The 20,786-nt window shown below is 44.9% G+C and carries 17 protein-coding genes; 2 read left to right on the top strand and 15 right to left on the bottom strand.

Annotated elements, in window-relative coordinates; translation table 11 throughout:
• Positions 1–84: 84 nt before the first annotated feature.
• The 14 genes from MHI14_RS09465 to MHI14_RS09400 form a co-directional block, all read right to left on the bottom strand.
• The gene (locus MHI14_RS09465; protein ID WP_076211545.1) at positions 85–2,037 is read right to left on the bottom strand and encodes a stage V sporulation protein D; all 1,953 of its coding nucleotides are present in this window, start codon (positions 2,035–2,037) and stop codon (positions 85–87) included.
• 94 nt (positions 2,038–2,131) lie between these two features.
• A complete protein-coding gene (locus tag MHI14_RS09460) occupies positions 2,132–4,483 on the bottom strand; it encodes a penicillin-binding transpeptidase domain-containing protein (protein ID WP_341130230.1) in 2,352 nt (783 codons plus the stop codon).
• 12 nt (positions 4,484–4,495) lie between these two features.
• Complete coding sequence (locus MHI14_RS09455) at positions 4,496–4,924, bottom strand: hypothetical protein (protein WP_076211549.1); 429 nt, start codon at positions 4,922–4,924, stop codon at positions 4,496–4,498.
• Positions 4,925–4,951: 27 nt separating this feature from the next.
• A complete protein-coding gene (gene rsmH / locus MHI14_RS09450; RefSeq protein ID WP_091028473.1) occupies positions 4,952–5,902 on the bottom strand; it encodes a 16S rRNA (cytosine(1402)-N(4))-methyltransferase RsmH in 951 nt (316 codons plus the stop codon).
• A gap of 18 nt (positions 5,903–5,920) precedes the next feature.
• The gene (mraZ, locus tag MHI14_RS09445; RefSeq protein WP_017687291.1) at positions 5,921–6,358 is read right to left on the bottom strand and encodes a division/cell wall cluster transcriptional repressor MraZ; all 438 of its coding nucleotides are present in this window, start codon (positions 6,356–6,358) and stop codon (positions 5,921–5,923) included.
• A 273-nt stretch (positions 6,359–6,631) separates the two neighbouring features.
• A complete protein-coding gene (locus MHI14_RS09440) occupies positions 6,632–7,897 on the bottom strand; it encodes an adenosylhomocysteinase (RefSeq protein ID WP_341130229.1) in 1,266 nt (421 codons plus the stop codon).
• Positions 7,898–7,942: 45 nt separating this feature from the next.
• Positions 7,943–9,574 carry a bacillithiol biosynthesis cysteine-adding enzyme BshC gene (gene bshC / locus MHI14_RS09435; protein WP_133385540.1) on the bottom strand — a complete coding sequence of 544 codons (1,632 nt, stop codon included), beginning with the start codon at positions 9,572–9,574 and terminating at the stop codon, positions 7,943–7,945.
• A gap of 157 nt (positions 9,575–9,731) precedes the next feature.
• The gene (locus tag MHI14_RS09430) at positions 9,732–11,501 is read right to left on the bottom strand and encodes an ABC transporter ATP-binding protein (protein ID WP_124116013.1); all 1,770 of its coding nucleotides are present in this window, start codon (positions 11,499–11,501) and stop codon (positions 9,732–9,734) included.
• Between the two features lie 17 nt (positions 11,502–11,518).
• On the bottom strand, positions 11,519–12,400 hold the full coding sequence (locus MHI14_RS09425; RefSeq protein ID WP_371129057.1) for an ABC transporter permease: 882 nt from the start codon (positions 12,398–12,400) through the stop codon (positions 11,519–11,521).
• Between the two features lie 47 nt (positions 12,401–12,447).
• Positions 12,448–13,380: an ABC transporter permease gene (locus MHI14_RS09420; protein ID WP_076211567.1), complete on the bottom strand. Its 933-nt coding sequence runs from the start codon at positions 13,378–13,380 to the stop codon at positions 12,448–12,450.
• A gap of 189 nt (positions 13,381–13,569) precedes the next feature.
• Positions 13,570–15,267: a peptide ABC transporter substrate-binding protein gene (locus tag MHI14_RS09415; RefSeq protein WP_091028467.1), complete on the bottom strand. Its 1,698-nt coding sequence runs from the start codon at positions 15,265–15,267 to the stop codon at positions 13,570–13,572.
• A 153-nt stretch (positions 15,268–15,420) separates the two neighbouring features.
• The gene (locus MHI14_RS09410) at positions 15,421–15,795 is read right to left on the bottom strand and encodes a DUF3397 domain-containing protein (RefSeq protein WP_091028465.1); all 375 of its coding nucleotides are present in this window, start codon (positions 15,793–15,795) and stop codon (positions 15,421–15,423) included.
• Positions 15,795–16,754, bottom strand: coding sequence for a ketopantoate reductase family protein (locus MHI14_RS09405; protein ID WP_341130228.1), 960 nt, complete (start codon positions 16,752–16,754; stop codon positions 15,795–15,797). The genes MHI14_RS09410 and MHI14_RS09405 overlap by 1 nt, the downstream gene beginning before the upstream one ends.
• A gap of 150 nt (positions 16,755–16,904) precedes the next feature.
• Positions 16,905–17,555 carry an RsfA family transcriptional regulator gene (locus MHI14_RS09400; RefSeq protein WP_076211575.1) on the bottom strand — a complete coding sequence of 217 codons (651 nt, stop codon included), beginning with the start codon at positions 17,553–17,555 and terminating at the stop codon, positions 16,905–16,907.
• Between the two features lie 314 nt (positions 17,556–17,869).
• Between MHI14_RS09400 and MHI14_RS09395 the strand changes: the two genes are divergently transcribed.
• Positions 17,870–18,106, top strand: a complete 237-nt coding sequence (locus tag MHI14_RS09395; RefSeq protein WP_017687281.1) for a DUF2626 domain-containing protein — start codon at positions 17,870–17,872, stop codon at positions 18,104–18,106.
• Positions 18,107–18,290: 184 nt separating this feature from the next.
• Complete coding sequence (locus MHI14_RS09390; protein WP_341130227.1) at positions 18,291–19,370, top strand: hypothetical protein; 1,080 nt, start codon at positions 18,291–18,293, stop codon at positions 19,368–19,370.
• A gap of 2 nt (positions 19,371–19,372) precedes the next feature.
• Here the strand turns inward: MHI14_RS09390 and MHI14_RS09385 are convergent, their stop codons facing one another.
• Entirely contained in the window at positions 19,373–20,644 is a 1,272-nt protein-coding gene (locus MHI14_RS09385) for an extracellular solute-binding protein (protein ID WP_341130226.1), read from the bottom strand.
• Between the last annotated feature and the right edge of the window lie 142 nt (positions 20,645–20,786).

The raw sequence follows: 20,786 nt of genomic DNA, 5'->3' as shown, positions 1-20,786 counted from the left end.
TAATATCGTCAATACAACCCAATAATGAAACGCACTTGGATGAATTTTGTTGCGCTAGAAGCCTCAAACTAACCCTAAGCCCTGTTATTCATCCTTTGTGTGATCATGTGCATCATTCAGTACATCCCCCATATAAATGCGGATGGTTGATCCCTGATCTACCCTCGCCCCAGGTTTGGGTGCCTGATTAATCACGTATTTACCACTGCCAGACTTCGCCAGCATAAAATTCATGTTCAGGTCTTCGTACAGATCTTCAACAGTAGCTCCTGTCAGGTCTGGAACTGTCACGATTTTGGTTTCACCATACTTGTATTCTTTGGCGACCTGATCCTTCCGAACAGGTACATTCATATAATGCAAAGCATCTTCAAGGATGTTCTGCACAATCGGGGCGGCAACCACACCTCCGAACTGAATTCCTTTGGGATTATCAACAGCGGTATAGACCACAATCTGTGGGTCATCTGCCGGTGCAAATCCGATAAAGGATACGATATGCTCTGTTGAGGAATAACGTCCATTGATAACCTTCTGGGCTGTACCTGTTTTGCCACCGACCCGGTATCCATCAATGAATGCCGGACGCCCGGTACCTTTTGCGACAACACTCTCGAGGGCTTCACGTACTTGTTTGGATGTATTCTCCGAGATCACCTGACGAACCAGTTCCGGTTTGGCTTCTTCCATGACTTCTCCGGTGACCGGATGGACCCACGCCTTCGTAACATAAGGCTTGTAAAGTTTACCCCCATTGATGGCCGCTGACACAGCTGCTACTTGCTGAATGGGTGTTACGGATACACCTTGACCAAAAGCAGTCGTTGCAAGCTCGACAGGCCCCACTCTGGACAGTTTGAACAGAATCCCACTGGCTTCTCCACTGAGGTCGATCCCTGTTTTGGTACCGAAGCCAAAGTCTTTAATATAGGAGAAGAGCGATTCTTTGCCCAGCCTCTGCCCCAAAGCCACAAAGCCCGGGTTACATGAGTTCTCCACAACTTGTAAGAAGGTCTGACTTCCGTGGCCGCCCTTTTTCCAGCAACGCAGACGAGCTCCACCAACCTCAACATATCCGGGATCAAAAAATTGATCCTGTTGCAGATTGACCTTTTTCTCTTCAAGCGCTGCTGCCAAGGTAATAATCTTAAATGTGGAGCCCGGCTCGTAGGTCATCCAGATCGGTAAATTCCGATTGTATATCTCCGCGGGATATTGCTGATAATCGGCAGGTTCGTATCCCGGCCTGCTGGACATCCCCAAAATTTCACCCGTTTTGGGATTCATCGCTATGGCCAATGCTGAGTTCGCCTGGAACTTCACCATGGCCTGATCCAGTTCTCTCTCCATGATAGACTGAATGGATTTATCAATGGTCAGCTTGAGGTTAAGGCCGTCCTTCGGTTCCACATACTTCTCGGATGAGCCCGGCATTAGCCTTCCGGCCGCATCGGACAAGTAGGACACACTGCCATTCAAACCATTCAGCTTATCATCATACTTCTTCTCGACACCCGTTAAGCCCTGATTATCAATGCCCGTAAAACCAAGAATATGGGCAGCCAAATCATCATAAGGATAAAAACGTTTATTGTCCTCAGCAACAACGATACCCGGAAGCTTTAAATCACGGATGCGCTGAGCTTTCTCCATCGTAATTTTGCGGCCGCCGGGTTGTAGTCTTACAATGAGTTCTCGTTTCTTGATGGTTGCAAGCACTTTTTCTTCCGTCATCCCAAGCAATGGGGCCAACGCTTTAGCTGTCGTTTCAGCTTCTTTAACCTGAGCCGGAATGGCCATAATGGTCGGTGTTGTCACATTATAGGCCAGAGAGGTTCCATTTCGATCCAGGATCTCCCCCCGCTTGGCGGAGTAAGGAATATTACGCCGCCAGGATTCTTCTGCTTTTGCTGACAATTCAGGGCCTTCCCCGAGCTGTACATAAGCAAGCCTGATCATCAGGGCCGAAAATAACAAAACTAAAATCATTAAACTCCATAGCAACCTGCGCCGCAGATTTACGCTTGATCCCTTCACGAAAAGATCCCCCCACTCGTCCCAAAATCATGACATTCGTTCCATTCATGAATATTCAGGACAACCGGGGGTTAGAACAAGCTGTCAGAGCTCCCTAAGGAAGCGAAGCTCCGTTTGTGGCTGGATCATCAGAAGATTCGGATTCATTGGCAGAAGCCTTGTTGTTATCTGTTTCATCTGTTTCATCTGTTTCGTCTGTTCCGTCGGTTTTACCTTCTCCGCCCGAAGGCTCTTGTTCCTTCACTTCAGCTTCTGACGACGGATCAGATGAGATTGGAGCCTCATCGGCTATACCTGTCACTGCAGCTTTGGCAGTTTGCAAGTTCAACTGTACAGTTCTCTGCTCACCTGCGACCTGCTCGGTTTGCTTCACGACATAACCCTCACCCTTGACCGTAACCCCCACCTTCATGAGAGAAAGTACTTCAAGGGCATCACGGAGAGATTCACCTGTTAGATCGGGAATCTTCATCTTGCTGCTTTCTTCCGTTAGCAGATAGATTCGTTGGCCTGGATTCATAGAGGCGCCAGCAACCGGATACTGCCGAATTACATTATCACCTTGACCAAGTGTCACATAAGCAATACCCGCGCTTAGAAGCTGGCTTCTGGCCTGTTTGGCTGTCTTGCCACTCAAGTCAGGCGCCTTGGCTTGCACGACAGAGACTTCTTTTGACTTTTTGTCAGGAGTTTTGGCTGTATCTTTGGGTATTCCCATGTATTGAAGAGTCTGGCTGACAATCTTTTTGAACACCGGGGCAGCTGCGGTTCCTCCCCCAATGTTGGTTCCATCCGGTTGGTCAATGACAACAAGTATAGCAATCTTCGGATTATTCACGGGCGCGAATCCAATAAACGATACAACGTCTTTCGACTTGCTGTATGCTCCGTTAACAACCTTTCTTGCCGTACCTGTCTTACCAGCTACACGGTAACCTTCAATATAGGCGTTACGACCGGTACCAATCGTTTGGTCTGCAACTACTTGTTCCAGATAACCGCTCACCAGTTTGGAAGATTCCTTGGAAATCACCTGACGAACAACTTTAGGTTTGATCACTTCCGTTGTCCCATCATTCGGGTTCTTGATCTCCTTCACCAGATGTGGCTCCAGCAATTTGCCGCCGTTGGCAATCGCAGAGATGGCTGCGACCTGTTGAATTGGTGTTACCTGTACAAGACCATGACCATAGGCTGCCGTGGCAATCTCGGATTTGTAAACCAGTGGCTTGATCGGGGACGCTGCCTCATTTGGCAAATCAATACCCGTCTTTTTGCCGAAACCGAATTCGTCTATGTAATGACGCAGACGTTCACCGCCAAGCATGTTGTAACCCAAGTTAACAAAAGCAATGTTACTTGACCGTTTGACACCTTCGAGATACGAGATCCAACCATAGGCATGACCATTATCACTAATTGGGAAACCACCAATATACATGCGTTTGGATTCAAAACTTGCATTGGGATCAAAGAGTTTTTCTTCTACAGCCCCTGCTAGCGTAACTATTTTAAATGTACTACCTGGCTCATAGATAGATTGAGTAGCATGGTTGATAAAATTCTTTTGATCAGGTGTACTTCCATACGTATTCGGGTTAAAGGTTGGCCAGTTCGCCATCCCCAGAATCTCCATTGTGTTTGGGTCCGCTGCAATGACCGTCATGCTCAGTGGATTATACTTGGCAACCGCTTCTTTCATTGCATCCTCAATGTAGAACTGGATCGTATCATCGATGGTCAGCGTTAGGTTCTTACCATTCTGAGGTGGCAGATAGTTATCCTGTGAATCCGGAAGTTTAATGCCTTTGGCATCCTTCTGATAATTCAGATATCCATCTGTACCTGTCAGTGCTTCATCATATGAGACTTCAAGTCCATTTACAGCTTTCCCATCACGGCTCATATATCCCAAGAGATGAGAAGCAAGTGTTTCTTCAGGGTAAAAACGCTTCGACTCTTGAGCCATGACAATTGCATTACGAGCCTTGTATTCTTCTTGTAATTCCTCACGCAGTTCGTTGACTTTTTCCGCAAGCTCAGGACTTATCTTATATCCTTCACTGCGTACTTCACGCTGCTGAAAAAATTCACCATCTTTTTTCTTCGCTGTGACCAGTGCACGCATCTCACTCTCATTTTTTCCAAGAAGGGAAGAGAGCTTCTCCGTAACAACATCCTGAATTCCGAGTTCATTAATTAATAACGGATTAACAGAAACCGTATACGCAGGGGAATCGGTAGCCAAAATGTTACCATTTCGATCCGTAATCGTTCCACGTGCAGCCTTAATCGTCTGTTCCCGCTCTACCAAACCGGCCGCCCGTTCCTGCCATACACCGCCATTCACAACTTGAATGAAAAAGATTCGGGTTACGAGTACAAGAAAAAAGAGGGTAATACATCCCCCTATAAGCAACGTGCGCATCTTTATTCTTTTTATCATCGGAACACCTCTTTACTTACTGCTTGCTGTATTGGAGGACGACTCAGTACCAGTTGATTTCGTACTTGTTGAACGAGGTACATAAATGACATCTTTACCGGAAGCTTCAACGTAACCAAGTTGTTTTGCATTTTCGATGACCTGGTTGTTCAATGTTTCTTTTTCCACCTGCAGGTCTGCAATCGTCTTTTCATACCCCTTGATATCCGAAATAGTGGACTGTGCCTGTTTGTTCAGATCATAGATATGAGCATAACGAGACATTAAGGCTCCACCAACAAGGATAACTGCAACCACGGTAATCAGATACAAAATCTTCTCGCGTGCCGGAAGACCCGTACGACGGGTCACCACTTTGGTGGTTTCTTTGTATCGTTGCTGGGTCACACGTTCCTGGGACGCTTTTTCTTTTACAGCGAGATTACCACGTGTATATGCCATACTCCGATTCTCTCCTCCACTCTTGATCTACAATTTCTCGGCTACGCGCAGCTTGGCTGAACGAGCACGTGAATTTTCGGTCAATTCCGTTTCCGTTGGAATCAACGGTTTTCTGTTAACTAAACGCAGGGCCCCCTTGCCGCCGCATACACACAACGGAAAATCGGGTGGACATGTACATTTTTCCAGATAACTGCTGAAAATCTGTTTACATATCCGATCCTCAAGGGAGTGGAAGGTAATAACAGATACACGTCCTCCTGGTGCCAGACAACGAACAGCCTGATGCAAGCCTTCTTCAAACGCGCCCAACTCATCGTTGACGGCAATGCGTAGTGCCTGGAAGCTGCGTTTGGCAGGATGTCCACCAGTACGTCGAGCTGCCGCCGGGATGCCTTCCTTGATCAGTTCCACGAGTTCACCTGTCGTCTCAATGGTAGACTGCGCTCGTTTTCCGACGATAACACGGGCAATTCTTCTCGAAAACTTCTCTTCACCATAGCGATACAAAATTCGAGCAATCTCTTCTTCTGGCCACTCATTCACAATCTCTTTGGCCGTCAGCATTGCATCCTGGTCCATTCGCATATCGAGCGGAGCATCGTGATTGTAACTGAATCCACGTTCTCCTTCATCAAATTGCGGAGATGACACACCCAAGTCGTACAAAATACCGTCGACCTGTGGTGCACCATCCTTCATTGGTACATCCAGATCCTTGAGTACCTGTTCCAGATCTCGAAAATTGGTTTTCACCAATGTTACACGTTCTCCATAAGCAGCGAGCTTCTCGCGAGCATTATCCAAAGCCCAATCATCCTGATCAAGTGCGATCAGACGTCCCCCTGGACCGAGCTTGGAAGCAATCACGGAGCTATGTCCGCCACCGCCTAAAGTGCAGTCCACGTATATACCGTCCTGCTTGATGTTTAATCCCTCTGTTGCCTCTTCTTTGAGTACGGTTATGTGGTGAAACAACCTGCACCCCTCCTGACTTTATAAATCAAAATTAAAATCGACCAGCTTTTCGGCAATGTCGTTGAATGCTTCTTCGGATTGATTGAAATAACTCTCCCATATGCCTTTGCTCCAAATCTCCACCCGGTTCGACACGCCAAGAACAACACAATCCTTGTCCAGCTTGGCATACTCTCTTAAATTGCCCGGCAGATTTACCCTGCCCTGTTTGTCCAGTTCACATTCGGTTGCACCCGAGAAAAAAAACCGGGTAAACGCACGTGCATCAGATTTCATCAATGGCAGTGCTTTGAGCTTCTGTTCCATGACCCCCCACTCCTCCATGGGGTACACGAAAAGACACTGGTCCAAACCCCGTGTGACAACGAAAGACGGTCCCAGAGATTCGCGGAATTTAGCCGGAATGATAACCCGACCCTTATCATCAATGCTATGTTGGAACTCCCCCATAAACATTGGCCCACTCACTCCTCACCCGTTTCTCCCACTTTGCCCCACTTTCCACCACCTAAGCATAATAGATTCGCACAAAAAAATCAAAACCCTTCTTGCATGACTTGATTTTTTAATTTTTCAGCATAAAAAAACGTCCTTGATCCTGTCACTCAGGATCAAAGACGCTTCCCTTAAACGGGCAACCGTATGTCTACCCGCACATGAGCCATATCATCAATAAACCATTCTATACCTATTGAATCATTTCATCAGCTTGTAATTATTGGATAGTGCTTAAAATTTCCAGCTATCTAGGTATTTCTCTTGCTCAGCTGACAAGGAGTCGATGCCAATATTCAGACTTTCAAGTTTATAGCTGGCAACCTGCTGGTCAATATCATAAGGTACATTAACAACGTTTTCACCCAAGTTTTCATAATTCTCACTTACATAACGCAGACCAAGCGCCTGTAGAGCAAATGTCGTATCCATGATTTCCGCAGGGTGACCATCTGCTGCACCCAGGTTCACAAGACGACCTTCTGCAAGAAGGTACATTTTACGACCATCTTTGAAACGATATTCCTCAATGTTGCGACGAACTGTACGAATCGATTCCGAACGTTTGGCCAGTTCAGGTTTATTCACTTCAACATCAAAGTGACCTGCATTACTCAGGATCGCTCCGTCCTTCATTACATCGTAATGCTCACCCGTGATAACATCCTTATTGCCTGTAACTGCGATAAAGAAATCGCCCAATTTGGCGGCTTCCACCATCGTCATGACCCGGAATCCGTCCATGTGTGCTTCTACCGCTTTGATTGGATCGATCTCGGTTACGATCACATTCGCACCAAGACCTTTGGCGCGCATTGCTACCCCTTTACCACACCAGCCATAACCTGCTACCACTACGTTTTTACCAGCGATAACCAAGTTAGTTGTACGAATAATCCCGTCGAATGCAGATTGTCCAGTGCCGTAGCGATTGTCAAACAGATACTTGCAGTATGCGTCATTAACCGCAACCATCGGAAACTTCAATTGGCCTTCTTTCGCCAATGCTTTTAAACGAATAATACCCGTTGTCGTTTCTTCTGCTCCTCCGCGAATTGTTGCTGCTAGGTCCGGGCGCTCTGATGCAATAATGGTTGCAAAGTCTCCACCATCATCAATAATGAGATCAGGCTTCACCTCAAGCGCACGCAGTTGCAGTGATTTGAATTCCGCAGGTTCCGGATTGTACTTCGCATACACCGTAACGCCGTCTTCCACCAATGCTGCGCAAACATCATCTTGTGTAGACAATGGATTGCTATGCGTAATTGTTACTTCTGCACCACCCGCTTGGATCACTTTTGCCAAATAAGCTGTTTTCGCCTCCAGATGAAGACAAATGGCAACCTTCAAACCTTTGAAGGGCAGATCCTGTTCGAACTGGCGACGAATGCGGTTCAGTACCGGCATATGCGCTTCTACCCAATCAATTTTCAGGTGACCCTCTGAAGCGAGTCCCATATCTTTAACAATACTGTTTTGCAATGCAGGTGTAGTCATTTCATAATCCTCCTCGTTTATGTGTTTCTTCTATTATAAAGGGCTCTACAGTGCAATGACCTTGTGCTCTCCAAGGAATTCACTTGAGGCCTTAATCAGTTCATCGATCCACTCGGTGCCATAACGATTCAGGTAAAAGAGTGCATTATGTACTCGTTCCTGTGGTTTGCCCGTTGGGAATAAGGAGTTCTGAATGCCGTTCCAGTGCCTTAGACTCACATTATGTTTATCTTCGATAGCTTTGTGAGTCTGCTGTTTCAGATACTGCATTTGCTCGTTGATTTTACTCAAATTGGTATCGCCAATTCGTTCCAGTCCCGGATGAATCTCCGCGATCTCATCTAGCAAAGGTCCGTACAGTTGAAGAAACGCTTCCTGAACCTTGTCAAACTGTTCATCTACCTGGAACGTCTCCTGTTGTGCGAGCCACTGCTCCTTCTTTTCTTCCATATGATATTGAACATCCTGAAAAGAAAGTCCATATTGTTTCATATGTTTGTGATGAATATCTTCCATAATGGTGAAAGACAACCGCGGCAACAAAATGGGCATTTGCAGTCCGAACTGACGGAATGCTTCCCGAGTCAAACCCCAATATGCAATTTCACCTTGCCCCAAAATAACAGCGGCTACAGGCAGCACGGAATCTTGCATTAATGGTCGTGTCAATACGTTGTTACTGAAGCGCTCCGGATGTTCTCCCAGTTCCTGTAGCAAACGTTCCTCTGTGAAAGAAACCAAACCTTTGCGATCACTATATAAGCCGTCCTTCAACAACAAGAGCAAACGCGTACCTTCATGAATGTAGAACAGATTGGCTCCATCCTCCGCTACTTCGGCAGGCATAGCATAACCAGCTTGTTGTACCAGCGCAGCACCTTGTGTGTATGCGTTGCGCAGCACTTCATTTTTGCGTATCAACCGCTCAAACACGGGCTGTTCCAACCTGCGTAAATCTGGATCCGATGCATCCATTAGAACAAGTCCACTGCTGGCAAACAAGGCAGATATCATGCGGGCAAATGCATCACTCAGATTTGAACTGGATTGATGGATCTCTGTGATGCATTTCATCAGTCCTGGTTTATGTATCGTATCAGGTAACAGATGTTCCACCTGTTCGAGTACATTCACCCACTGCTGTGTATCCACATGAACATTACTCACAGAATCCCTTCCTGCGAATCGTCCTTGTAACTTAACCTTCTTCATGTCTCCCTGATGATCAGGTAGATATGTGTGGTTAACCTCATCCCAGTCATGGTCTTCACCGGCAATCCAAAATACTGGGACTACCGGGCGTTGAAGTCTTTCTTCCGCTTCACGCGCAGCTGCCACAACACTGGCGGCTTTGTATATGACGAACAGTGGTCCGGTGAGCAGACCGCTCTGCTGTCCTCCTGTAACCACTAGTGCATCTTGTTCGGCAAGACGTGTGATGGACGCATGAACCTCTCCATGGTCGTTCACCCGCTTATTATATATACGTAAATACTCTGCCAGATCACGACGATCAATACGTGTGTTTTCCGATTGGTCCAGCCACTCGGCACGCGCCTGAAGTCCTGATTCCCAGCGAATGTCATACTCGTAAAGGCCACGCGCAGCATCTCTTGAACAGATATAATCTTCTGCAAGTCTTGATCCGCTGCGGAGTGCCTCGGTAATACCGTTCATGAGGTCTGCCTCCTATTCTGCTTCAAAGAGCCTTTCTTGATTGTACCGAATTCAAGGCCGCTTCGTCAAAAGAAAGTGATTAAAATACAAAAAAAACCGCCGAACGAGTCGGCGGCTCTTAATACATCAATAATAGCATATCGCTTTAATATTCCTATTATACGTAAGGTTCTGCAACCCAGTGACCTTTGGAAACCTCAATCAATTGAGCATTTTCCAGGTTGTACGGGTCATTTGCAGGACCACCAGATCCATTCTGAATCGGGCTCATATGCTCTTCCGGCAGCAAGATGCGACGTTTGTTCGCTTCCACTTCCGGATCAGGTACAGGGATTGCTGAGAGCAATGTTTTGGTATAAGGGTGGACAGGGTTCGCATACAGTTCTTCACTTTCTGCGAGCTCAACCACTTTACCCATGTACATTACAGCGACACGGTCACTGATATGTTTAACCATCGACAAGTCATGCGCAATAAACAGATATGTCAAGCCGAGACGTTGCTGAAGTTCTTCAAGCAATTTAACGACCTGCGCCTGAATGGATACATCCAGTGCAGACAATGGCTCATCACAGATGATGAATTTAGGGTCTACAGCAAGTGCACGTGCAATCCCGATCCGTTGTCTTTGACCACCGGAGAATTCATGCGGATAACGAAGAGCATGACTTGGATTCAAACCTACCAGATCAAGCAGTTCCTCCACTCGTCTCTTACGCTCTTTAGAGCTGGAAGCCAGACCATGAATATCGAGGGACTCCCCGATAATATCCATAACATTGAAACGCGGGTTAAGAGATGCATATGGATCTTGGAAGATCATCTGCATATCTTTACGCATTTCTTTCATTTTACGCGGGGACAACTTGTAGATATCCGTTCCGTTAAAGTTAACATTTCCGCCAGTTGGCTCATACAGACGCAGAATGGTACGACCTGTTGTGGATTTACCACAGCCAGACTCGCCTACAACGCCAAGTGTTTCACCTTCAAAGATATCAAAGCTTACGTCATTGACCGCTTTGAGAATGTTACCTTTACCCAAATTAAAGTACTGTTTCAAGTTTTTCACTTGTACCAGAGGCTTATTGCTGCCTTTGATAATACCAGCAGGAGCTGGTTTTTCCTTTTTGGGCTCGTCCAGACGAGGCAAAGCATTCAGCAATTTAATGGTGTATGGATGTTGAGGGTTACTAAAGATTTCAGCAGTTGTTCCTGTTTCAACAACTTCGCCTTCCTTCATAACAACAACACGGTCACACATACCCGCTACGACACCAAGGTCATGCGTAATCAGCATGATCGATGTTCCCAGCTTTTGCTGCATGTCTTTCATGACATCCAGAATTTGAGCCTGAATTGTAACGTCAAGTGCAGTTGTCGGCTCATCCGCAATCAGAAGGGATGGACGACATGCAAGCGCGATCGCAATCATGGCACGCTGACGCATACCACCAGAGAATTGGTGAGGATAATGATTCATGCGAATAGCCGCATTTTTAATACCTACAAGTTCCAGCATCTCCAAAGCCGCTTTATTCGCCGCTTGTTTGGACATGTTCTGATGCTTGCGCAATACTTCGGTAATTTGTTTACCAATTTTAATGGTAGGATTCAAAGAAGTCATTGGATCTTGGAAGATCATACCGATATCTTTACCACGAATCGCTTCCATTTGTTTGTCTGTCTTATTCAGCAGGTCTTGCCCGTGAAAAGTAATTTCTCCGCTTTTGACCTTCGAAGGCGGGGAGGGAATCAATTTCATGATGGTTTGGGCGGTAACACTCTTACCACTACCCGATTCACCTACGATCCCCAGCGTCTCTCCTTTGCCAAGTTCAAAACTCACATGTTTAACGGCATCAAATTCACCAGAACGTGTTGAGAACGACACGCTCAGGTCTTTGACAGTTAAAATCGGCTCCATAATCCCACCTCCTGTTTCTATTTACGTAATTTCGGATCGAGTGCGTCACGCAGACCGTCTCCGAGCAAGTTAAATGCAAGCATTGTAAGAACCATTAGACCTGCTGGGAACCACATCCGCCACGGGAATAGCGTCCAGCCTGTAAGTGCATCATTGATCATAGAACCAAGTGAAGATCTTGGTGCTGATACACCCAATCCAAGGAAGCTCAGGAACGCTTCAGCAAAGATTGCATTTGGAATAGACAATGTCAATGTTACAAGAATCGGTCCTATTGCATTGGGCAGCAAATGACGGAACAATTGACGCCCTGTGCTTGCTCCCATGGACCTTGCAGCAAGAATAAAGTCTCTGTTTTTGAGTTGCATAATCTCACCACGCACAATCCATGACATGCTGATCCAGCCTGTGATGGTGAGGGCAATGATAATCGTTGTCAGACTTGGTTCCAGTACAACCAGCAACAAAATTACAACAAGCATGTACGGCAAGGAGTAGAGGATTTCGGAAAACTTGTTCATAATTCCATCTACACGTCCACCGTAGAAACCCATGATCGCTCCATAAATAACCCCGATAACAAGGTCAATCAAGGCTGCGGCCAAACCTACAGTAAGGGATACACGTGCTCCTACCCAAGTTCTTACCCACACGTCACGACCAAGCTCGTCCGTACCGAACCAGTGCTCCGCACTCGGCGCTGCATTGGCATTCAACAAATCATTGGAATAATAATTATAACTTGTAAACAAAGAAGTTGGACCAATCAAAGAGAAAATCACGACAAGAACCAATACACCCAGACTTATCATAGCAGCCTTATTGGTTGCAAGTCTGTACATGGCATCTTTAAAAAGGGATACACTTTCTTGCGGTTTTACCGCTGCCTGACTAGTCAGGTTCGTGTTCGCCGTTTCATTCTTTTTATTATTCGTGCCAGACAACGTTATGCCCCCTTCCGGCTTTCCAGCTTAATTCTAGGATCAATCAGCACGTAAGCGATATCCGTAAAGAAACGAGCCAACATCAGGAGGATACCATAGAAAATTGTAATCCCCATGATCATAGTGTAATCACGGTTTGTGATACTCTCTACGAATACTTTACCAATTCCCCCGATGTTAAAGATCTGTTCAATTACAACGGAACCTGTGATGATATTCGCTGTCATTGGACCAACATAAGTTACTACTGGTAGAATACCGTTTCTTACAACGTGTTTAAACATAATTGCAGGCCATTTCAGACCTTTGGCTTTAGCTGTTTTGATATAATCTGCATGTAAGACTTCAAGCATGCTCGAACGCGTCAAACGAGCGATAAAAGCAATCGGAGATGCAGATAGCGCTGCAACCGGAAGAACGTAATCCAATGGACCATCAAAGCCCATAACGTTAAACCAGCCTAATTTAGTAGCAAAGAGATACTGCAATAGTGACGCAAGCAAGAAGCTCGGAACAGCTATACCTATAACCGCGAGGATCATCGTGATATCATCAATGAGTTTACGATGGTAAACTGCAGCAATAAGCCCCAGCAAAACACCCACGATAATGGAGATAACAATTGCAAACACTCCAAGCTTCAGCGAAGCGGTGAATGTTTCGCCGATCATTCCGGCTACATCTCGATTGAGATATTTCATTGAGACTCCGAAATCTCCCTTAAGGATTCCACCCATATACTTCAGGTATTGTTCATACATCGGTTTGTCCAATCCATACTTCTGTTCCAGCAAAACCCGAATTTCAGGCGATACTTTTTTCTCGGATGTAAAAGGGTCACCCGGAATAGCCTTCATCAGGAAGAAGGTTGCAGATGCGAGTATGAAAAGCGATAGCAGCATAAATAATAGTTTTTTCAACACATACTTAACCAACCCTTGCACACCTCCACAAACAATATTTTGTATACAAATCGATTGTAGAATTAGACAGAAATAAAGTCCAATCCATTTATCGGAAATTTCAAGAATTATAAGGAAAATCGGTGCACATACAAAAAATCGGGATATATATGGAATTCCACATATATATCCCGAAGTATTCATATTAGACTTCAGAACAACTTATTTCTCTTCCAGATATGCACGCGTGAAGTCAATAGCTCCACTGAAATCAAGTTGTACGCCTTTCAGGTAAGGCTTGGTCAAAGATACGTTAGTGTAGTAATAGATTGGCATAACGCCCATTTCATCTTGAATCAGGATTTTCTCAGCGTCAGCAAATGCAGCCATACGTGCAGCTGGATCAGCAGATTTTACAGTGTCTTTAACATCTTTGTCATACTGTTCGTTGCTGAATTTGGAATCATTGTTTGTGTTTCCAGTAGTCCACATTTCCAAGAAGTTGTATGGATCGTTGTAGTCAGCAGACCAACCTGCACGAGCTACTTGGAAGTTTTGGTTTTGACGGTTCTCAAGGAATACGCCCCACTCTTGGTTTTCTGTTTTCACATCAACACCAAGATTTTGTTTCCACATGTCAGCAACCGCCAAAGCGATTTTCGCGTGACCATCACTAGTGTTGTAGATCAACGTAACAGCTGGCAATGTTGTGTAACCTTCTTCTTTCATACCTTCAGCAAGCAATGCTTTAGCTTCTTCCACATTTTCTGTGAAGTAATCGTCTTTGTGCTCATCACGGAATTCGCCGTTTTCACCACGGATACCTGGAGGTACAAAGCCGAATGCTGGAATTTGTCCACCTTGTGTAACTTTGTCAACAATCAGCTGACGTTGAATTGCCATTGCAAATGCTTTACGGATTTTAACGTTGTTAAATGGTGCTTCGTTTACGTTGAACTGATAGTAGTACGTACTTGCAATACCAGTAGCTTTGAACTCGTCCGGCAATTCCGCTTTTACAGAAGGAATTTGGTCGGATGGAATTTCACCGTTAGGTGCACCAGTGTAGTCCAATTGTCCTGATTTGTAAGCTTGCAGTTCGGAAGCACTGCTGTTCGTCAGAGACATATCGATTTCAGCCAATTTAATATCGGCAGCTGCATGGTAACCATCGTTTTTCTTCACAACAATTTTTTGACCTTTGGAGTATTGATCCATTACAAATGGTCCGTTAACGATCATGTTTTTGTAGTCTGTGAAGAATTTGTCATTTGTGTCAGCAGATGCATGTACTGGGTAGTACGTGTAGAATGCTGTCAGACCCAAGAAGTAAGGTGTTGGGTTTTCCAACGTTACTTCCAATGTGTGCTCATCAGTAGCTTTAACGCCTACTTGTGAGAAATCTGTGACTTTAGTACCTTTGTATGTTTCATCTTTGCTGAGGTTGTAACCTTCAGCGCCTTTAATATAGTACAATTGGTATGCATATGGAGAAGCTGTTTCCGGTTTCAAAGCACGTTCCCAAGAACGAACAAAGTCTTCGGCAGTGATTGCATCACCGTTGCTCCATTTAGCATCCGGGTTCAGGTTGAAAACATATTTCAAACCATCTTCGGAGATTGTCCAGTCTTTAGCTACGCCCGCTTGTTCTTTACCATCAGCATCGATGCGTACAAGACCTTCATACAAGAATTTCAAAACTGTGTTGGTTTGGCTGTCTTTTGCTTGAGCCGGGTCCAACGTAGGAGGTTCAGCTGACAGGTTGATTTTCAGAATTTGATCTTTAGCAAGACCATTTCCTTCGCTTGCAGAACCAGTATCGGTGTTACCTGTGCCTTCGTTTTTCGATCCGCACGCTGCAAGTACGGTACCGAACGCCAAAATCAGCGTCAAAAGGACTAATAGACTTTTCCTTTTCATCTAACACGTTCCCCCTAAATTGATATGGTTTATATGTTTATAGATTATACAACCACCGGTCAAAAAAATCTACATTACTTTTTCAGAAAGTAATGTTTTTTTCAGTTTTCGACAAAATCGACACATTTTTTAGCCCTTTTGCGTTATGTAACCTCACATCTGTTGCATGAAGTATCTAATTAATCCAAATAAAGTAAACAAAACATACCCGAAACTCATAATGATGAAGGCCATGCGCCATACGGCCCGGAACATTCTCCCCCCATCGACCTTCCCCTTTAGTCGATTTTGCGCACCTCCGATGAATCCAAGTGCTAGTAGTATGAGTAATAGTGTCAGATAAAAACCAAAATTCGAATCAAATGTTAAGTTGAATAACGCCGATACTGAAAAAACAAGAAAAAAAGTGGTTACATCCATTGCCATCCGCATGGCGTTCCGTTTGTCTTTTTTCCATACGTACATTCCCCAATAAACAAGAAAGAACGGAAAAAAGGGCAATATGCTCAACACAATAAAAAGTCCCATTAATTCACTCCTTCCGGTTGCATTCCTTCAATCAGATGAAGCAGTATTTCATGTGTAGGTGCAACAAGGTCCAACTTCTGTGCCATTCTTACAATATGACCGTTAATTGACCTCACTTCTGTAACACGTCCAGCGAGAACATCTGCAAGCATGGAGGAAGTATTCGTGGCAGTAGAACGACAGACCGATATAAGTTGATCCCACATATCCTGACCCAAACATATTCCACTTGCAGAGTAGATTAACAATACTTCATCATATAACTGGCGCATTAGCCTCTTTCGTTCTTCCTTGACGATCAGTTCTCCATTAGGGATTCGCCATAGTGCCGTAAGCGGGTTAATGACTGAATTAATCAATAGTTTCCTGTATATCAGCTTATCGATTTCATTCGACACTGTACAGTCAAATCCTGCCTGCTGCAACGATCCCGACAGAGTAAATGTTCTCTCCTTCTCTATAGAGGTAGAAGCTACTATATGTATGTTGTACCTCCCCAGCCTGGTTTCACCTGTACCTGCACGAGTTACCTGACTTTGTGTGCGCTTCGCACCTTCTGTTGTAACCGCACTACACAGAAGCGACTTTGGCAAAGCTGCTTGAAGTTTTGCCAGATGGCCCATCCCATTTTGGAAACAAGCGATATTCAGCACATGATCTTGTAATGGACTGATCTCATGAATGAAATCATCAATGCTTGTCTGCTTAATCATGAGCAGCAACCATTCTCCTGGTGTGTTCTTCCATGTGTCAGCCAGCTCACTTATAGGTTTCGCCTGTATTTGATCCGGTAGAATATGTATCTCCTCGCCACGTTCCACAATGGTTACTCCATTATGGCTGAGGAGGTCAGCCTGAGCTGTTGTTCTCGTCCAAAATCTGACCTGGTTACCTGACGCCAGCAGTTTCCCGCCATACAAAAGACCCAGTGCCCCCGCTCCTACGATGTCAATGATCATATGATGCACTCCTCTCCGCTTCAGTAGTTGCTCTTCTATTATCTATAATAGAACAAAAACACCAAACTAAAAACCCGTCATACCTGCCGTTGTGTAACGGAGGTGTGGCGGGTTCATACCTGACTTTCACAAATCAAACGTCTGAACTTGTTATTCAATTCGTTCCAGATTCCCGTTGGCATCCATCTTGAAACGTGTCTTAAGTTCCTCTTCTTCTTCGGACAAAAATGCGAGTCTGCGAGCCCGATCCATAATCTGAATCAAAGCTTTGTAGTCGTCATTCACCACACGGTAATCCGTCTGTACTTCATTCACTTCCTTGGAGAGACGGTCATTCTCAAGACGTAGTTCAAGCAATTCATCTTCTTTCTCGCGAAGCTCCTTCTCCAGCATCTTGAGTTGACGATTACTCTCCTGCACTGTTCCCTTCCATTGCCGCAGGAAGCGGATTACTGCATCCATCGATAATGAATCGTCTGAGATCCCATCTGATTTGTACAGATGTTCTTCAGTGTCCAGTGTAGACAATGCTGCAACCTGCGGTCCGAGCATAGCTGGCTGCTTTCTGAGATAACTTCGTTTTTGTCGTTGCGCCTTGGCGTTACTGATGGCAGAATCATACTTTTTACGTACACAACTGTTCCAGCGAAAACCGCATGCGGCAGATGTTCTGCCTATTTTTTCGCCCACCTCTTCAAAAGCGGCCAATTGTGTACTGCCTTCCCGAATATGACGCAAAGTAACCTCAGCCAATATCAAATCGTCCTCTGTACTCCAAGCATCCTGTCTCACTGCAGTCATGCTATAATACCCTCCTAACAACATCCTAAAATAACCGTCCGCATTACCGGAAGCCCGGTATGTGAATTAGGTATAAAAGCTGCTTCATTCATTCTTATGCCTCTCATAGAGTTCATAGAATTGATTTCATACTAAAATGTATTTCCACATTCAGGCTTGCTCATACGTGACATACGTAAAACATATCCCTCTATACTTACATTGAGTAAAAAAAGAATTCGCTTTCATATCCAAATTTGTTTACACGTTTTTCCTTTCCCGGTATAATGTTGTGTAGACAATCTATGAACGTACTTAGGAGAGGAGGATTTACCGTGGCACGCATGTTTCGGGTACTCGGGTTCTTCACGCTTGCAATTGGCCTGATGGCTTTTGCGGGAGATCTGGTCGAAATGGCTTTGCTTTTTTTCCTGCAGACTGCGTTTTTTGTCATTTTGGGATACTTGAAATTTACCGAGCGAACGTACATATTGCTCTTCTGGGGTTATATGATCGTAACATTCACGGGGTTCAGCTACTGGACCGTATTCGAAATGGGGTTGCCGCTCTAATCCACCTGCAGCATCAAAGTGATCCGATAACTGTCGGGTTGCTTTTTTGTTGTGTTCAGATTAAATGAATGTTCATGGTGTTATGTAACCACTAAGGATATTTCACGTATTTGTTTCATATATTGTCTGGAAGACAACAAGCCTGTACGATTGTCATTTAAGAAGTGGAAAGGAGAATGGATCGGTGAATCGTCAATACGGCATTGCCGCCTTTATATTATGCATCATTTTATTCCTCCAGCTACCTTTAGCCCATGCCTATGGAGAGTCTTCACCTGAGGATACACGTGAGATATTGCAAAAAAGTCTATCCATCGTTGAAATCGATCACGAAATCGAACGCATCGTCGAAAGGCAGAAGCAGCTGGCTCAACAATACGAGACATTATCCGTCCAGCTTCAGGAACAGGAAGAACAGATACATATTCAGCAAGATCGGGCCGGAGCTGTAGTAAGGTCCTACTACACAGGAGAACGCGACAGCCTCCTCATGACGGTCCTGGGAGCCAGGTCATTCAAAGACCTGTTTGTACTGTATGATTATTACCAGATTATTATCGGACGGGATCAAGCTGTGCTGGACAAGTATCAGGACCGTTATCACACCCTGCAACAGACTTCCACTCAGATTCATCAGACTACAACAGAATTAACCGAAATGAAGACTAATCTTCAAAACCAGCGGGAACGTGTAGTCACCTTGCAAAAAGAAATGGATGCCCAAATAGCCACCAGCGGAGATGCGGCAGCGATTCAGAAACTGATGGATGAACTGACCCTTTATTGGGAGAATATCGGCATCTATGAGGTGAAACGATATTTCAAAGCATTGGCATCTGCCATGCAGAACCTGCCCGATTTTATCCAAAAACAAAACGGAGGTATATCCACGACTGGAACAACGTATACGATTCGAATTGGGCAGGATGAGCTTAATGCATTTCTGCGTTCCCAAAATCCAATCTTTGAAGACTTTGCCTTTCAGTTTAACCAGGATAAGATTATAGCTTCCGGTCAGCGGGATCAGTTGCAATTAAGCATCGAAGGACATTATACGATAGAGAATGAACCTCAAAACTCCATTCGTTTTCATGTGGACAAACTTGTATTCAACCAGCTTGAACTACCAGATACCACTCGCCGAATGCTGGAAAGAGAATTTGACCTTGGGTTCTATCCACAGAAAATCCTGTCGTTTGTTAAAGCAACCGATGTTTCAACAAGTGAAGGCGTACTGGAAGTAAAACTAGCTATATCCTTTTAAAGTTAGTTCGTCGTTCTAATACTGTCTACGTATTGATTCGCTGTAATTTCTCCCTTTAGGAATTGTTGTACTTTTTTATGAAAACGAGTTATTAGAGCATGACTTTTGGTCGTTGCAGCGGGGACATCTTGGGTGGTTGAGAACCAGGATTGTCCCTTTGTCATGTCATAAGGTCCAACGAGTTTCTCAGACTCCAAATCCAGCTCCTGTTGCTTTGCGGGCAACCGGTTGACCTGTTGGTACCATTTCAGCTGTGTCGTAGCAGAGGTCATTCCTTCAATCCATCTACTGGCCTCCTCAGCCTCAACCGAACCCGCAGTAATGACAAGGCTTCTGGAGTTTACAGTTTCCAAGGTTTCCAAAGAAATCCGCTCCAAAGAATCTTTATCAACTGTACTCGCTTGATCCGCATTCAATAATTGAGATAACAATGATACAACCATCGGTGTGTCGTTTTGGTCAGCAGTTGGAAAGAACCCTGGATTGGTAGACTCAAGCCTAATAAGGGGCTGAATCTGATTCATCAACTGAATCCCCTGCTGAAGATCCCCCGTTTGCGAATCTATTTGTGTTCGTTTAACTTGATCTGGTGCCATTCTCGGTTCCAAATGATTCAGCCACGCATTCGTCCCGTACATATCATTGATGTTCATTGTAATTAAAGGGATGCCTTCCGCAATGGCTTGTTGAGTAAGTTTGACCCACTGATCTTTATTTCGAGGTAATGACTCCAGACCAGCTCTCTTCAGAAATGAAGATTGTGCAGCCAGAATGTACGGATCAAAATCAAAAGGCATTCCCCACTGATAACCATTCCACTCTGTCATTCCCCGTAACCCAACTACCGTATCTCCTAGCGACTTCGATAAAGTTGTTCCGTTTAACGGATACAGGTACCCTTTTTGGGCATAGTATTGCACTTCCTCACTATCAAGTAGAACAACATCACCGTTCTCCCCCAGTGAAAATTCAAGATCCAAAACATGCTTATATGTATCCGGCTTCTCATTCCGAAGATTAATTTCTACCAGCTGGGAAGCAGCAACTTCTTTGGCTATTTTTTGAAAGGCTTGAAACTCTTCATCCGACATGGCCACTACAACCTCCAGCGGAGCTTGAGCATCTTCATTACGGGACGAAGACCCAGGAAAAGCATCCTTTTCCTGATCGCGTTCCTGATTGAGCTGCGAACCTCTAAAGTCAAAACTTGGTGACAAGATCGTTAACGAAAGCAGCAATACCGCGAATAAAACAACCTGATGTCTACGCTTCATTAACTTCCCTCCCTGTTCACCTAGTTTTTTCCTGCAGCAATTATTGTAACAAATAAGTAGTACTCTTGTCCTACCCTGCCGAAAAACACTTTTTAGGATTTTTGCATAATACGAGCATATCGAGTTCTGTGTAATAACGCTT

This window comes from Paenibacillus sp. FSL K6-2393, from assembly GCF_038002545.1.
In the GTDB taxonomy this organism is placed as follows: Bacteria; Bacillota; Bacilli; order Paenibacillales; family Paenibacillaceae; genus Paenibacillus.
This window is presented reverse-complemented; position numbering and strand designations above follow the sequence as displayed.

What these genes read in the sequence shown, in the direction of transcription:
- MHI14_RS09415 (WP_091028467.1), bottom strand. Translation starts at nt 15,267, where the DNA reads ATGAAAAGGAAAAGTCTATTAGTCCTTTTGACGCTGATTTTGGCGTTC.
- MHI14_RS09455 (WP_076211549.1), bottom strand. Translation starts at nt 4,924, where the DNA reads ATGGCATATACACGTGGTAATCTCGCTGTAAAAGAAAAAGCGTCCCAG.
- MHI14_RS09385 (WP_341130226.1), bottom strand. Translation starts at nt 20,644, where the DNA reads ATGAAGCGTAGACATCAGGTTGTTTTATTCGCGGTATTGCTGCTTTCG.
- MHI14_RS09460 (WP_341130230.1), bottom strand. Translation starts at nt 4,483, where the DNA reads ATGATAAAAAGAATAAAGATGCGCACGTTGCTTATAGGGGGATGTATT.
- MHI14_RS09440 (WP_341130229.1), bottom strand. Translation starts at nt 7,897, where the DNA reads ATGACTACACCTGCATTGCAAAACAGTATTGTTAAAGATATGGGACTC.
- mraZ (WP_017687291.1), bottom strand. Translation starts at nt 6,358, where the DNA reads ATGTTTATGGGGGAGTTCCAACATAGCATTGATGATAAGGGTCGGGTT.
- MHI14_RS09400 (WP_076211575.1), bottom strand. Translation starts at nt 17,555, where the DNA reads ATGACTGCAGTGAGACAGGATGCTTGGAGTACAGAGGACGATTTGATA.
- MHI14_RS09410 (WP_091028465.1), bottom strand. Translation starts at nt 15,795, where the DNA reads ATGGGACTTTTTATTGTGTTGAGCATATTGCCCTTTTTTCCGTTCTTT.
- MHI14_RS09430 (WP_124116013.1), bottom strand. Translation starts at nt 11,501, where the DNA reads ATGGAGCCGATTTTAACTGTCAAAGACCTGAGCGTGTCGTTCTCAACA.
- bshC (WP_133385540.1), bottom strand. Translation starts at nt 9,574, where the DNA reads ATGAACGGTATTACCGAGGCACTCCGCAGCGGATCAAGACTTGCAGAA.
- MHI14_RS09405 (WP_341130228.1), bottom strand. Translation starts at nt 16,754, where the DNA reads ATGATCATTGACATCGTAGGAGCGGGGGCACTGGGTCTTTTGTATGGC.